The 13164-nt window shown below is 70.3% G+C and carries 14 protein-coding genes and 1 pseudogene; 1 reads left to right on the top strand and 14 read right to left on the bottom strand.

What is annotated here, in order from left to right:
- Positions 1–12 precede the first annotated feature (12 nt).
- The 12 genes from ABH928_RS00120 to proS all read right to left on the bottom strand — a co-directional run bounded on the left by ABH928_RS00120 (position 13) and on the right by proS (position 10224).
- The gene (locus ABH928_RS00120; RefSeq protein ID WP_370060713.1) at positions 13–531 is read right to left on the bottom strand and encodes an NUDIX hydrolase; all 519 of its coding nucleotides are present in this window, start codon (positions 529–531) and stop codon (positions 13–15) included.
- A 90-nt stretch (positions 532–621) separates the two neighbouring features.
- A complete protein-coding gene (gene lepB / locus ABH928_RS00125) occupies positions 622–1428 on the bottom strand; it encodes a signal peptidase I (protein WP_370060714.1) in 807 nt (268 codons plus the stop codon).
- Between the two features lie 221 nt (positions 1429–1649).
- Complete coding sequence (gene lepB, locus ABH928_RS00130; RefSeq protein ID WP_370061831.1) at positions 1650–2588, bottom strand: signal peptidase I; 939 nt, start codon at positions 2586–2588, stop codon at positions 1650–1652.
- Between the two features lie 376 nt (positions 2589–2964).
- On the bottom strand, positions 2965–3864 hold the full coding sequence (gene lepB, locus ABH928_RS00135; protein WP_370060715.1) for a signal peptidase I: 900 nt from the start codon (positions 3862–3864) through the stop codon (positions 2965–2967).
- A gap of 4 nt (positions 3865–3868) precedes the next feature.
- A complete protein-coding gene (gene lepB, locus ABH928_RS00140) occupies positions 3869–4732 on the bottom strand; it encodes a signal peptidase I (protein WP_370060716.1) in 864 nt (287 codons plus the stop codon).
- Between the two features lie 70 nt (positions 4733–4802).
- Positions 4803–5153: a 50S ribosomal protein L19 gene (gene rplS / locus ABH928_RS00145; RefSeq protein ID WP_370060717.1), complete on the bottom strand. Its 351-nt coding sequence runs from the start codon at positions 5151–5153 to the stop codon at positions 4803–4805.
- A gap of 162 nt (positions 5154–5315) precedes the next feature.
- A complete protein-coding gene (gene trmD, locus ABH928_RS00150) occupies positions 5316–6137 on the bottom strand; it encodes a tRNA (guanosine(37)-N1)-methyltransferase TrmD (protein ID WP_370060718.1) in 822 nt (273 codons plus the stop codon).
- The gene (gene rimM, locus ABH928_RS00155) at positions 6137–6793 is read right to left on the bottom strand and encodes a ribosome maturation factor RimM (protein ID WP_370060719.1); all 657 of its coding nucleotides are present in this window, start codon (positions 6791–6793) and stop codon (positions 6137–6139) included. The genes trmD and rimM overlap by 1 nt, the downstream gene beginning before the upstream one ends.
- A gap of 151 nt (positions 6794–6944) precedes the next feature.
- Positions 6945–7184 carry an RNA-binding protein gene (locus ABH928_RS00160; RefSeq protein WP_196192506.1) on the bottom strand — a complete coding sequence of 80 codons (240 nt, stop codon included), beginning with the start codon at positions 7182–7184 and terminating at the stop codon, positions 6945–6947.
- Between the two features lie 2 nt (positions 7185–7186).
- Positions 7187–7630, bottom strand: coding sequence for a 30S ribosomal protein S16 (gene rpsP / locus ABH928_RS00165; RefSeq protein ID WP_370060720.1), 444 nt, complete (start codon positions 7628–7630; stop codon positions 7187–7189).
- Positions 7631–7943: 313 nt separating this feature from the next.
- Positions 7944–8543, bottom strand: a complete 600-nt coding sequence (locus ABH928_RS00170; RefSeq protein WP_196192508.1) for a hypothetical protein — start codon at positions 8541–8543, stop codon at positions 7944–7946.
- Between the two features lie 268 nt (positions 8544–8811).
- Positions 8812–10224 (bottom strand): proline--tRNA ligase, encoded by a 1413-nt coding sequence (gene proS / locus ABH928_RS00175; RefSeq protein ID WP_370060721.1) that lies wholly within the window; start codon positions 10222–10224, stop codon positions 8812–8814.
- Positions 10225–10432: 208 nt separating this feature from the next.
- Here proS and ABH928_RS00180 point away from each other — a divergent pair, with 208 nt between their 5' ends.
- Positions 10433–11287 carry an SAM-dependent methyltransferase gene (locus tag ABH928_RS00180; protein WP_370060722.1) on the top strand — a complete coding sequence of 285 codons (855 nt, stop codon included), beginning with the start codon at positions 10433–10435 and terminating at the stop codon, positions 11285–11287.
- Between the two features lie 135 nt (positions 11288–11422).
- Here the strand turns inward: ABH928_RS00180 and ABH928_RS00185 are convergent.
- Positions 11423–12603: pseudogene (locus ABH928_RS00185) on the bottom strand (ATP-dependent metallopeptidase FtsH/Yme1/Tma family protein).
- A 20-nt stretch (positions 12604–12623) separates the two neighbouring features.
- Entirely contained in the window at positions 12624–13160 is a 537-nt protein-coding gene (locus tag ABH928_RS00190; RefSeq protein WP_370060723.1) for a GNAT family N-acetyltransferase, read from the bottom strand.
- Positions 13161–13164 lie beyond the last annotated feature (4 nt).

Genomic DNA, 13164 nt, shown 5'->3' on the forward strand with positions numbered 1-13164 from the left:
CCCACGTTCCCCTCAGCTGTGCGTACGTCCAACCATTGTGGACCACAGGCGTGGCCCGGAGAGCCTGACCGGGCGGGGAGGCGGGCCCTCCCTCAGCACGCGCTGGAGCAGCTTCGCCAGCGCGTTCGGATAGACGGTCTCCTTGGTCGCCAGCAGCTCCGCCACGGTCCACCAGCGCAGTGCGTCGGTGGTGCGGCGTTCCAGCTCCGTCTGGCCGGAGGTGTCCGTGTCGACGGTGTCGGTCCTGGCCAGGTAGTACCACTCGTCCTGGGCGTACATCCGTCCGTCGAACTGGAACTCGGTGGCGCGGGTGGCCAGCAACGCGCCGAGCTGCGCATCGCGGATGCCGGTCTCCTCGGCGATCTCCCGGTGCGCGGCGTCGGCCAGCTCCTCGCCCTCCTCGACCCCGCCGCCCGGGGTGAACCACCACTCCCGTCCCCGCTCCTGCGGGTCGAAGCCGTGCAGCAGCAGGATCCGGTCCTGCGGATCGAGCAGCAGCACGCGCGCCGCGCGGCGACGCTTGGGTGGCATCCGGGAGTCGCTCCTCAGCGGTCGGTCAGGAGTACGGGGTCGGTCAGGTGTATCGGGTGGTGAGATGGGTGAGATGGGTGGTGAACCGGATCAGGGCGTTCCCGCGGAGGCCGCCGACGTCGACTCGCGCGGACCGCCGGTCGGTCCGGACACGCCGGGGCCGCCGGGCCTGCGGGAGCGGAAGCGGTTCGCCATGCCTGCGAAGCTACCCGCTGCGGCGGTGAGCAACACCAGCGCCGCACCGCCGAGCGTCGCCCAGGTCGCCGCGACCAGCGGCCCGTGCCGGCTCGCGTCCTGACCGGGGACGGCGTCGAAGGCGGTGGTGCGGTCGATCGCGTGGATCGAGCCGAAGGGCCAGGCCACGCCCTCGACCCGGGCGACCACGTCCGAGGTCGGGACGGTTCCGCCGAGCTGGTCGAGGTGGACTCGGGAGTCGGCGGAGATCGCGCGGTTGTCGCCCATCAGCCAGAGCCGACCGGCCGGGACGACGGCGCTGAACTGCTGCGGGACCTGGCCGACCGCCTGCCCGGCGGCCTGGTCCAGGTAGGGCTCGTCCAGCGGGACGCCGTTGACGGTGACCCGGCCCTTGGCGTCGCAGCACTTCACGGTGTCGCCACCGATCCCGATCACGCGCTTGACCAGGTCGGACGTGCCCCAGGACGGGTCGTTGAAGACCACGACGTCACCGCGCCCGATCGCCCCCGGCGTCCCGCCGGAGACCGTGTGGGCCAGGACCGTCTCGCCCGGCGAGATCGTCGGCTCCATGGAGTCGGTCGGTACGGAGTACGGCCGGTACTGCAGCGCGATCAGCGCGAAGCCGCCGATCATGGCGACCAGCCCGATGCCGATGCCGAGTGCCTGCACCACGCTGCCCGCCGTGAGCCTACGTCCTGCCATTGCCCGTTTGCTCCCCGTGCCGTTGTGCGCGCACACGGCGAGGGCCGTGGCATGTCCGAGCAGGTTACTCGGCGATGCCACGGCCCTCGCAAGAGAAGAACGTGGAGATTTCGCGGTGTACCGGCCGCTCCGGAGTGGTTCCGGGCGCTTTTGGGCGTTTCCGGGAAGTACCGGGTACTACCAGGGAGTACCCGGTAGTACCGGCTTCCGGCTACTTCCGGCTACTTCTGGCGCAGCTTCCGGCGTCGGTTGAGCAGCGTGATCGGCACCGCGCCGACCAGGCCGAGCAGGGCCGGCGACGAGCCCGCGGCCAGCGCCGCGGTCTGGGTGCCGATGCCGGGCTGGGAGAAGGTGTCCGGGATCGGCAGCGTCTTCCAGTGCGAGATCGGCCAGGCCACGACGATCGCGCGACCGACGACCTTGCTGTCCGGCACCGCGCCGCCCCCGGGCTCGTCCATGTGGTACCGGGAGTCGAGCGAGTCCTGGCGGTGGTCACCCATCACCCAGATCGAGTTGGCCGGGACCGTGAGCGGGCCGAAGCCCTTGTCACCGCAGGGCGTGCTGCCGGGGAAGAGGTAGGGCTCGCTCAGCGCCTTGCCGTTGACGTAGACCGGGCCGCTGCCGTGGCAGCTGATGGTGTCGCCGCCGACCGCGATGACACGCTTGATCAGGTCCTTCTCGTTGACCGAGGGCATCAGGCCGATGAACGACAGCGCGTCCTGGAGGCCGCGGACGATCGGGTTGCTGCTGGGCTGCTCGCCCGGCTCGCCGGCCAGCCAGTCGCTCGGGTCGTGGAATACGACGACCTGGCCACGCGACGGCTTGTCGCCGAAGTTGGGGGTCAGCTTGTCGACGAGGACGCGGTCGCCGATCTGCAGCGTGTCCTCCATCGAGCCGGAGGGGATGGAGAACGCCTGCACCAGGAAGGTCTTGATCAGCAGCGCCAGCACCAGCGCGACCACGATCAGGATCGGCAGCTCCTTCCAGAAGGAGCGAGGCTTCTTCACCTCCTTGGCAGCCTTGCGCGGGCCGCCCTTCGCGTCGTCGTCCGACCGCGGCGAACGACCGTTGTCGTCGCCCGCGCCACCACCGCCGGGGCCCGTCGGACCACCACTGCCGCCCGCGCCGCCGAATCCACCGTCGACGCCCCCGTCGGGCATCTCACTGTCGAGGATGTCGGAGGCACCCGGGCCGGCTCCGGGAACGCCCCGCCCCTGGGAGTCGGAAAAGGGTCGTCCGGGCCCGGGATAGGAGCCTCCGCTCACGCCCTCCGTGTTGCCCGTGGTGGCACCGCCCACCTGGTCGCCCATCTCCGCTTCCTCGCTGTTCCCTTGGGCGGCTTCCCCGCGTCCCTTGTCGTCCACGGACCCTACGGTACGGCCGTCGGAGTCCTCGGGCTCGCCGACACCAGAGTGGGCACCGATCACCAAGTCCCCCACGTCGCCTCCTCTGCTGAACGGACGGAACCCCGTCCACGCACATCTCTACCACCAGGCCCGTATGCGGCCCGTCAGCAGCAAGGAGGACGTGAGCGTCTCAAGGCAACTCTCGACGAACTCTCAACGCGCGTCTCGCTCCGGGTGTGGCCGCGACCACACCCATAACGAGCGGAAGTTCCCCGGGAACCGGCTCGGGTGGTCCCTGGGAAGAAACTTGACGAACACTTTGCTGGCCGCCCGACAGCGTCTGCCAGTGCGAGACCGGCCAGACGACCGCCACCGCCCTTCCCACCACGTCCTTCTCCGGCACGAATCCGCCGCCGGGCTCGGTCATGTGATAGCGGGAGTCCGCCGAGATGTCGCGGTGGTCACCCATCACCCACAACTCCCCTGGCGGCACGGTCACTTTGAAGGGGATCCGGGACGGCGGGTTGCCGGGGTAGAGGTACGGCTCGTCGATCGGCTTGCCGTTGACGGTGATCCGGCCGGTTCCGTCGCAGCAGACGACGGTGTCGCCGGGCACCCCGATCACACGCTTGATCAGGTCGCGGTCCGAGGGCAGCAGCCCGAGGAAGGTGAACGTGCTCTTGAGCGCGCCGACCACCGCACCGGACTGCGGCACCGGGTCGTTCTTCAGCCAGTCGCTCGGGTCGTTGAAGACGATGACGTCACCGCGCTGCGGCACCCAGCCGAACCACGGCGAGAGCTTGTCGACGGCGACCCGGTCACCGATCGCGATGGTGTTCTGCATCGACCCGGACGGGATGGAGAAGACCTGCACCAGGAAGGTCTGCAGCAGCAGCGTGATCCCCAGGGCGACCACGATCACCAGCGGGATCTCGCGAGCCAGGGAACGACGGCGGCGCCGCTTGGCGCGCTTGGCGCTGCGGCGCCGCTCGGCGCGGCCCCGGTCGGCGCGAGCCCCCTCCGGGCCGCCTCCGAACCGGTCGGCGTCCGCCGTCACGTCGGTGCGCGACGACCTGCCCCTGCTGCCCACCGGCTCAGCCTCCCGCCGTACCGGCGCGGTGGCCGGCACTGTCCTTGTTCTGGCTACTCGTGCGGGCCGCACGGCTCTCACGGCTCTCGCTGATCTCACGGTCGAGGGTGACGAAGACCGACGGCCGGGCCAGCGAACGCCAGTGGCCGACCGGAAGGATCACCCACTCGACCCGTCCGATCACCTTGTCGACCGGGACGAAGCCGCCGCCCGGGTCGCCCATGTGGTCGCGGGAGTCGGCGGAGACGGCGCGGTTGTCGCCCAGCACGAACAAGGTGCCCGGCGGCACCTTGACCACGAAGGGGAACGCGGAGGGCTTGGCCCCCGGGTAGAGGTAGGAACTCTCGTCGAGCGGAATCCCGTCGACGGTGACCCGGCCCTTGGCGTCGCAGCACTTCACCGTGTCGCCGCCGATGCCGATCACGCGCTTGACGAAGTCGTTGCCCGAACCGTCGCCGGTGTCCTGGGAATAGGTGTCGATGAACGAGCCGCGCCCGTCGAAGACGATCACGTCGCCGCGCTGCGGGCTGCCGCCGAGGGCGTAGGAGAGCTTGTTGACCAACACCCGGTCCCCGACGGCGAGGTTGTTCTCCATCGAGCCGGAGGGGATGGTGAAGGGCTGCGTGACAAAACGGTTCACCAGGACCAGGACCACCCCGCAGACGACGACCAGCAGGGCCAACTCCCTGGCCCAGTGCGGCCAGGTACGCAGTCGCAGCGGCGAGAAGGGCACGCCTTCGGCGTCTGCGCCGTCCTCGGCAGTGCCGTCCGTGGAAACGCCTGAGGACCGCGAGGACGTCGTCGCCCCCTCGTCATCGACGGAAGGCGGGACGCTGTCGCGGTCCTCGGGAAGCTGCTGCGTTTCCATTGCCGCGTCAGCCTAAGCCATCAGGCTGGGCGGCCATGGACAGGAGCTGCTGCGCAGCTGAGCCTGATGCTCAGCTCTCGCGCTTCTCCTTGATCTTCGCAGCCTTGCCGCGCAGGTCACGCAGGTAGTACAGCTTGGCGCGACGCACGGCACCGCGGGTCACGACCTCGATCTTCTCGACGATCGGGGTGTGCACCGGGAAGGTGCGCTCCACGCCGACGTTGAAGCTGACCTTGCGGACCGTGAAGGTCTCGCGCACGCCCGCGCCCTGGCGGCGGATGACGACGCCCTTGAACTGCTGGATACGGGAGCGGTTGCCCTCGATGACGCGAACGTGGACGTTCACGGTGTCGCCGGGGCGGAAGGTCGGGATGTCGGAGCGGACCGACGCAGCGTCGACCTCGCTGACCAGGTTGGTCATGATCTCTCCATCACAGGCGCCACAGGCCACCCGCGGAATCGTGTTTGATGATCCGCTGTGTGTCGCCCGGTTTCCGTCGTCTCCCCTGTGGCAGAGGCGGCGGTCCTGCACGGCCCCTCCGAGGAGGAGAACCGCGTTCGGCCGAGGACAGGCAGCAAGGGACTATTCTGCCATGCCCTCGGTGGCCTGGAGAAATCGGCCTTCGGCCTCGTCCCACCAGACCCCGAGCCCGGCCAGCGCCTTGAGGTCGTGCTTGTCCATCATCCCGCGCTCCCAACGGGCCACCAGGTCGGGCCGGTTGGCGAGGGTACGGGCGAAGGCCCGGTCGCGCCGCCAGCGCGCGATCTTGGCGTGGTTGCCGCTGAGCAGCACCTCGGGCACCTCGTGGCCGCGCCACTCGGCGGGCTTGGTGTAGACGGGCCCCTCCAGCAGGTCGGCCATCCTGCCGGGGGCGAAGGAGTCGTCCTGGTGCGACTCGGCGTTGCCCAGCACACCGGGCAGCAGCCGGGCCACGGCCTCGACGATCACCAGCACGGCGACCTCCCCACCGGCCAGCACGTAGTCGCCGATGGACACCTCGACCACCGGCATCCGCTCCGCCGCGTCCTCGATCACGCGCCGGTCGATGCCCTCGTAGCGGGCCGGCGCGAAGGCCAACCACGGCTCGGCCGCGAGCTGCCCAGCCAGCTCCTGGGTGAACGGACGCCCGCTCGGGGTCGGCACCACGAGGGTCGGCACGGCGCCCTCGCCCGGGCCGGAGGCGACAACCGCGTCCAGGGCCTCGGCCCAGGGCTGCGGCTTCATCACCATGCCGGGGCCGCCGCCGTACGGGGTGTCGTCCACGGTGCGGTGCACGTCGTGGGTGAACTCGCGCAGCTCGTGCAGGCGGACGTCCAACTGGCCGCGGGCGCGGGCCTTGCCGACCAGGGAGAGGTCGAGCGGGGCGAGGTACTCAGGGAAGATCGTGACGACGTCGATCCGCATCAGGCGTCGGCCTCGCGGGACTGCTCGTCGGACTGCTCGCCGGACCGCTCATCGGCCTTCTCGCCGGTCTTCACGTCAGCTTCCGCTTCCGCATCGGTGTCGACGGCGTCCTCCGCCTCCGGGCGGGTGGTGGCGACGACCGCGTCGGCAGGGTCCAGCAGGCCCTTCGGCGGGGTGATCACGACCCGCTGCTGCTCGAGGTCGATCTCCGGGACGATCTCGCTGACGAACGGGACCAGCACTTCGGTGCCGTCCGGCCTGGCGATGTTCAGCAGGTCCTGGTAGGGCAGGTGGAGGACCTCGGTCAGCTCCCCGACCGGCGTGCCGTCGGCGAGGTAGACGTCCAGGCCGACCAGCTGGTGGTCGTAGTACTCGTCCGGGTCCTCCGGGCTGTCCTCCGGGTCGATCTCGGCGATCAGCAGGGTGCCGCGCAGCGCCTCGGCCGCGTTGCGGTCGTCGACCCCGGCGAAGCGCAGCAGCAGTCGGCCGCTGTGCACCTTGCCGGACGCGACGGTCAGCGGACCGGCGGAGCTCGGGTCCGTCATCAGCACCGCGCCGGGGCCGAGCCGGAGCTCGGGCTCGTCGGTGCGCACCTCCACCGAGACATCACCCTTGATGCCGTGGGCGCGGCCGATCCGGCCGACGATGAGCTGCACTGTTCCTGGTCTCCTTCAGGAGAGGTGAGATGAAGTGGGTCCGAAGGGGCATTCGGCAGACCCAAAGCAGAAGGGCCGACTGGGATCAAGGATCCCAGCCGGCCCCGAGAGGCGCCTTTCGGCGAACCCCAAGCGATTCAGCTCGAGCGCGTCAGCGCACGCTGTCCACGTCGACAAGGTCGACTCGGACACTGCGGCCGCCGAGCGCGGTCACCACGGTGCGCAGCGCACGCGCGGTCCGGCCGCCACGGCCGATGACCTTGCCGAGGTCCTCCGGGTGCACACGCACCTCGAGGATCCGACCCCGGCGCAGCTCGCGCGAGCGGACCTGGACGTCGTCCGGGTTCTCGACGATGCCCTTCACCAGGTGCTCAAGGGCCTCTTCCAGCATGATCACGCCTCGGCGGAAGCGTCGGACTCGGCCGCGGCGGCGTCCTCGTCCTTCTTCTCCGTCTTCTTGGACTTCGGAGTGATGGCCACACCAGTGGTCTCGCTCTCGAAGCCTGCAACGGCCTTGGCGAACAGGTGGGAGAAGTCCGTGATCTTCGGCTCCGCGACCTTCAGCGGCGCCGGGGCCTCGAGGCCCTTGAACTTCTGCCAGTCGCCGGTCAGCTTCAGGATGGCGAGCACGGCCTCGGTCGGCTGGGCGCCGACACCGAGCCAGTACTGGGCACGGTCGCTGTCGACCTCGATGATCGAGGGGTCGTAGGTCGGCTGGTAGATGCCGATCTCCTCGATCGCACGGCCGTCACGCTTGGTGCGGGCGTCGGCGACGACGATGCGGTAGTGCGGGGAGCGAATCTTGCCGAGACGCTTCAGCTTGATCTTGACTGCCACGGGAGTGGTTCTCCTGGTGTTGACGTGGGTGAGCAGCCACGCGTTCCACGTGGGGTTGCGGCTGCCAGGCTGCTCTACGGACACGTCAGCCGGAGGAGAGAGGGGTCCTGCTCGGCTGCCGAGTACTCAGCTGTCCATTCTGCCATATCGCCGGGGCGCCCCCGACCCCGTGGGCCGTCCACGAAGGGTCGGGCGCGTGCGCATCACAACGGCACAGTCGGCACGGGGAGGCGACTGCGTGGGCCGTCGGTCGCGGGTCGGGCAGGACCCACGACGGGCGGATTGGCGCGGTTGGACGACGACGCGGCGAGCCTCAGCGGCGCGTGCGCGGCTCGGCGATCTGGAAGACCTCGCCGCAGTTGCCGCAGACGATCGGGGCCTGCGACAGCACGGACGGGACGACGCGGACGTTGCGCCCGCACCCGCAGACCGCCTTGACCCGGACGCCGCCACCGGACGAGCCGTGACGCGTGGCCGGACCACGGAAGGTGCGCGAACGGTCGAGCGTCCCGCTGGTCGCCGCGGCGTGGTCGCCGAGCGCCTGCTGCAGGCGATCAATCGTTTCCGCGTAACGATCACGGGTGTCCGGACGCATGGTCACCAGCGAGAAGCCGGAGCTCGGATGCGGGTCGGCGTTGTGGTCCAGACCGAGTTCGTCGGCGAGGGCCAGGAAGCGCCGGTTGTGGTAGCGCCCGGCCCGGGAGGTGTCCCGGATTCCGCGCGCGGCGGCGAGGCCGTGGGCGGCCTCGTGCAACAGCCGCTCGAAGCCCAGCTCGGTGCCGCATGCCGAGGACGACTCCCCGATCAGCGACTCCGGGGCTGCGAGGTTCGGCAGGTCGGAGTGGAAGCGCTGGATGTCGCTCCAGGCGACAGCCAGCTCGGCGGCGAGAACCAATGGTTGTGTCGTGCTCACGCAACGCAAACGAGGGAGGGTTCCGCGATGTTCCGCAGAATTCATGATTGTTGAAGGCTTTATTTTATCGTGACCTGCGCCACATCCCGCCGTCAACCACCACAAAGGTGTCACCCTCCCGTCATTTCCCCTTCGGGGGAGGAGAGTTGACGGAAATGGACGAACCGGTCCGGCGCTCCCCCAGCAGGGAGGCCGAACCGGCTCGACTACGTCATTCGACCGACCGTCATCTCAACGTTCGAGATGATCCGGACGGGTGAGGTGTGGCTCAGTAGGCGCGGGCCACGATCGCGATGTTGCCCGCCTGGTCGTCCGTGGTCGGGACGGAGCCGTCCTCGGCGACGATGCAACGGACCGAGACGCCCTGCTCGGCCAGCTTGGCCTCGCCCTCCGGGCCGAGCTCGGCCCAGGAGATCCGGCCCCAGCCGGTCGCGGCCGCCTCGACGGCCTCGTCCAGCGTGGTGACGTCGACCGTGCGGGACTCGCGGCGCTCGCGGGACTGGCGCAGCAGCAGCGCCTGGTCCTCCTCCAGGATCGTCGGCACCAGCGTCGCCAGTGCGTCGGCGGCCACGGCCTCCTTGCCGCCGGCGATGCGGCGGACCAGCATGGCGGTGCCGCTCTCCAGGTCGCGCGGGCCGACCTCGATGCGGACCGGGACGCCCTTGAGCTCCCAGTCCACCGCGCGGCGACCGAACGGGGTGTCGGTCCTGTCGTCGACGACCACGCGGACGCCGGCGGCCTCCAGCTCGGCGCCGATCTCGCGGACCTTGGCCAGCACGGCGTCGTCGCCCTTGATCGCCAGGACCACGGCCTGGACCGCGGCGAGGCGCGGCGGGACGCGCAGACCGTTGTCGTCGCCGTGCGACATGATCAGGCCGCCGACCATGCGGGTGGAGACGCCCCAGGAGGTCTGCCAGACGTGCTCGCGCTCGCCCTCACCCTTGAGGTAGGTCGTGTTGAAGGCCTTGGCGAAGTTCTGGCCGAGCTCGTGGCTGGTGCCCATCTGCAGGGCCTTGCCGTCGCCCATCATGGCTTCGAGGGTGAGGGTGTTGATCGCTCCGGCGAAGCGCTCCTTGGCCGTCTTGCGGCCGAGGACCACGTCGATGCCGAGGACGTTGGTCATGAAGTCGCCGTAGACGTCCGTGTGGATCATCGAGGCGTACGCGTGCGCGTCCTCGTAGGTGGCGTGGGCCGTGTGGCCCTCCTGCCAGAGGAACTCGGTGGTGCGCAGGAAGACACGGGGGCGCAGCTCCCAGCGGACCACGTTGGCCCACTGGTTGATGAGCAGCGGCAGGTCGCGGTGGCTCTGGACCCACTTCGAGAAGTACTCGTTGATGATCGTCTCGGAGGTCGGCCGGACGACGATCGGCTCCTCCAGGTCCTTGCCGCCACCGTGGGTCACCACGGCGAGCTCGGGGGCGAAGCCCTCGACGTGCTCGGCCTCGCGGGTCAGGTAGGACTGCGGGATGAAGAGCGGGAAGTAGGCGTTCTGCGCGCCGGCCTTCTTGATCCGCGCGTCCATCTCCTGCTGCATCCGCTCCCACAGGCCGTAGCCGTACGGTCGGATGACCATGGTGCCGCGCACCGGACCGTTGTCGGCCAGCTCGGCCTTGTTGATCAGATCCTGGTACCAGCGCGGGAAGTCGTCCGCCTGGGGGGTGAGAACGGGAGCCTTTGCCATGGGGCGAATGGTACGGGTCGTTCCGGGGTCGGCTCCAATCCGTTCCACTCCGCGACGAGTCGCCGAGTCCGCGCCGAGCTCGGCTTCTTCGGAAGAGCCCGCCCGGCCTATGGACGCCGGGCGGCTCCCGCGCTTGATTGGAGGCAGGCCCCGGGCGGCGACGCCGGAGCCCTCCCCCGGGCGCGACCGAAGGTGAGGAGCCGTCAGTATGGCCTTGGCTCAGGTGACTCCGCAGGTGACTCCGTTGACGGGCTCGTCGGGCGCGCGGGCCCGCCGGAGGGCGCGCGACTGGGCGGAGATCCAGGAACGCATGCTGGTCCCCCTCTACCAGGCGGTCTACGACCGACTGGAGGTCTGCGCGGCGACGTCCGTGCTCGGTCTCGGCTGCCGCTCCGGTCTGGCCCTGCTGCTGGCCGCCGCGCGCGGCGCGGAGGTCGCGGGCCTGGAACCCGAGGCGGAGCTGCGGGCCCTCGCGCAAGGCCGTGAGCTACGGGTCCTCGCGGAGGTCTGGCGCGAGGTCGGTCCGGGCGCGGACGCGGACGGGAACGTGGGCCGGGACGGCAACGACGGCCCCTCCCGGCACTCGCTGGTCACCGCGTTCGAGCACCTCACCTGCACCGCCGATCCGCAGGCGCTGGTCCACGACGCCGCCCGGCTGACCCTGCGCGGCGGCCATGTCGCGCTGGCGACCTGGGGTCCGGAGGAGCGCTGCCAGAGCGCGCCCGTCCTCTACATCGCGCGCCGGCTCGCGGATCCGCTGCGGCGCGGCGGCTACGCCCCCTTCGCGCTGAGTGCGCCCGGCGCGGTGGAACACCTAGTCGCGCGGGCGGGCCTGCGTCCCGCCGGGGGCGGGCGCGTGTGCTGCCCGTACGCCTACCCCGACCTGGAGTCGGCGGTGCGCGGGCTGATGTCGACGGGCGTCTTCGAGCCGGCGGTGGAGTTCTCCGGCGAGCGGCTGGTGGAGAAGGAGCTCCGCGAGGCGCTCTTCCCGTGGATACGGGAGGACGACACGGTGCGGATGGAGAACGTCTTCCGCTACGTGATCGCGGAGCGGGTCGGGTAGGAGGGCCGGATTCGCTCCCACGGCTCGTTGCCCCACCCAGGGGCCGGGGAGCTGCGCGACGAGCCACGCGCCACGTGGCACACCGAACGAGCAGGACCATCCGCAGAGGGTGGCTGCTCGCGCCCGCCGTCCCTCTCAGCCGATCTGCTCCGCGTCCACCAACCGGCCGATGCCGGCGATGCGGTAGGCGTCCTCCTCGTCCAGCGTCTCGTGCTCCATACAACGCCTCCGCCAACGCGTCGAGCTTGTCGCGGTGTTCGACCAGCTTGCGGCAGGCCTCGTCGTAGCACTCGGAGACGATCCGGCGGGCCTCCTGGTCGACCGCGTCCAGCGTGCTCGGAGCGGCGGCCAGGCCGTAGGCGCCCTGCGAGTCGCCCGGGATCGCGGTCAGGCGGCCCACCCGGTCGCTCATGCCCCAGCGCCCGGCCATGTGCCGCGCGCCAGGTTGGTGACCTGCTCCAGGTCGCTCTCCGCGCCCGTCGTGATCACGCCGTAGACGACCTGCTCGGCCGCCATCCCGCCGAGCGCGCCGATGATCCGGCCGCGCAGGTACTCCTCGGCGACCGCGCGCGCCAGCAAAGCGTCTTGCCGGTACCGGGCGGACCCGCGAGCAGCACGCCGCGCGGCATCTTCGCACCGAGCTTGCGATACGCGTCCGGGCGGCGCAGGAAGTCGACGACCTCGGTCAGCTCGCCCTTGACCTCGTCGATCCCGGCCACGTCGTCGAAGGTGGTCCGCCTGCCGTCCGGCGGCGTCTCGATCGGCTTGGGCGGGGCCTTCCTGGCCAGCCCACCCATCGCGCCGCCGGCGCTCATCCGGCGGGCGATGAAGACCCAGAGCAGGACCAGCAGCAGCATCGGCGCGAGGGAGAGCAGCAGGTTGGCGAGGAAGCTGCGCTCCTTGACCACCGGCTCGGCGTCGACCTTGACGTTCTGCGCGGTCAGCTCGGACCAGAGCTGGTCGCTGGCGAACGTGGGCCGCTGGGTGCTGAACTGCTGGTACGTCTTCCTGCCGTCCCCGGGCTGCGGTTGGGCGCTCTTGAGCTTGCCCTGGATGCTGTCGCCCTTGGCGTAGATCTCGGAGACCTGACCGGCGTTCAGCTGCTTGGTGAACTCGGTGTACGGGACGCTGATGCTGCCGCCGTTGCCGAAGAGGTTCAGCAGCGCGTCGATCAGGAGGAAGACGATCAGCGCGGTGAGCAGCATGCTGAACCAGTTGCGGCGCGAGGGCTTGTGCGGTGCGGGCGGAGGGGGCGGTGCCCCCTCCGAGCGCCAGAGCTTGTCGGGATCCTCGCGGGGCGGCACAGGGCTGGTCACCCTTAGGACAACACGGACAATCAGGACCTTGATCCAGCGCCCTCGCCGGGCCACTCCTCCACGGTCAACGCGTAGCGCTCGTGGTCCCGCCAGGCGTCCTGGAGGAAGAGCATGCGCGGCGAGTAGCCCTCCAGCCGGAACCCGAGCCGCTTGGCCATCCCGATGGACGGGCCGTTCTCCGGCTGCACGTTGATCTCCAGCCGGTGCAGGCCGAGACCGCCCTCGGTCTGGGGCGTGAAGCAGGTGTCGACCACCAGCCGCATGCCCTCGGTCATCCGACCGGTGCCGTTGTAGGGCAGGTACGAGTTGTAGCCGAGGGACGCGTTGCGGAACCGGCCACGCACGATGTTGGAGACGTTGCAGGTCCCGACGAGCCCGCGGTCCTCGACGTCGAAGATCAGAAACGTACGCAGCGCATCGCCCTGCCGCCGCACCATGTCCGGCAACGCGTCCGGCTCCACCGGATTCCACCGCCCGACATGCTCGGCGGACCGGTTCACCGCGTCGGCGTACACGACGGCGTCGGAGAGGCGGGGGTGACGGATCTCTACACGCATGCAT

It is taken from the genome of Streptacidiphilus sp. MAP5-3 (genome assembly GCF_041262505.1).
Taxonomy (GTDB): Bacteria; Actinomycetota; Actinomycetes; order Streptomycetales; family Streptomycetaceae; genus Streptacidiphilus.

Bases quoted from the DNA above. Each gene is read 5' to 3' on its own strand.
- ABH928_RS00120 (WP_370060713.1), bottom strand. From the start codon at position 531: ATGCCACCCAAGCGTCGCCGCGCGGCGCGCGTGCTGCTGCTCGATCCG.
- lepB (WP_370060714.1), bottom strand. From the start codon at position 1,428: ATGGCAGGACGTAGGCTCACGGCGGGCAGCGTGGTGCAGGCACTCGGC.
- lepB (WP_370061831.1), bottom strand. From the start codon at position 2,588: ATGCCCGACGGGGGCGTCGACGGTGGATTCGGCGGCGCGGGCGGCAGT.
- lepB (WP_370060716.1), bottom strand. From the start codon at position 4,732: ATGGAAACGCAGCAGCTTCCCGAGGACCGCGACAGCGTCCCGCCTTCC.
- rplS (WP_370060717.1), bottom strand. From the start codon at position 5,153: ATGACCAACCTGGTCAGCGAGGTCGACGCTGCGTCGGTCCGCTCCGAC.
- trmD (WP_370060718.1), bottom strand. From the start codon at position 6,137: ATGCGGATCGACGTCGTCACGATCTTCCCTGAGTACCTCGCCCCGCTC.
- ABH928_RS00160 (WP_196192506.1), bottom strand. From the start codon at position 7,184: ATGCTGGAAGAGGCCCTTGAGCACCTGGTGAAGGGCATCGTCGAGAAC.
- proS (WP_370060721.1), bottom strand. From the start codon at position 10,224: ATGGCAAAGGCTCCCGTTCTCACCCCCCAGGCGGACGACTTCCCGCGC.
- ABH928_RS00180 (WP_370060722.1), top strand. From the start codon at position 10,433: ATGGCCTTGGCTCAGGTGACTCCGCAGGTGACTCCGTTGACGGGCTCG.
- ABH928_RS00190 (WP_370060723.1), bottom strand. From the start codon at position 13,160: ATGCGTGTAGAGATCCGTCACCCCCGCCTCTCCGACGCCGTCGTGTAC.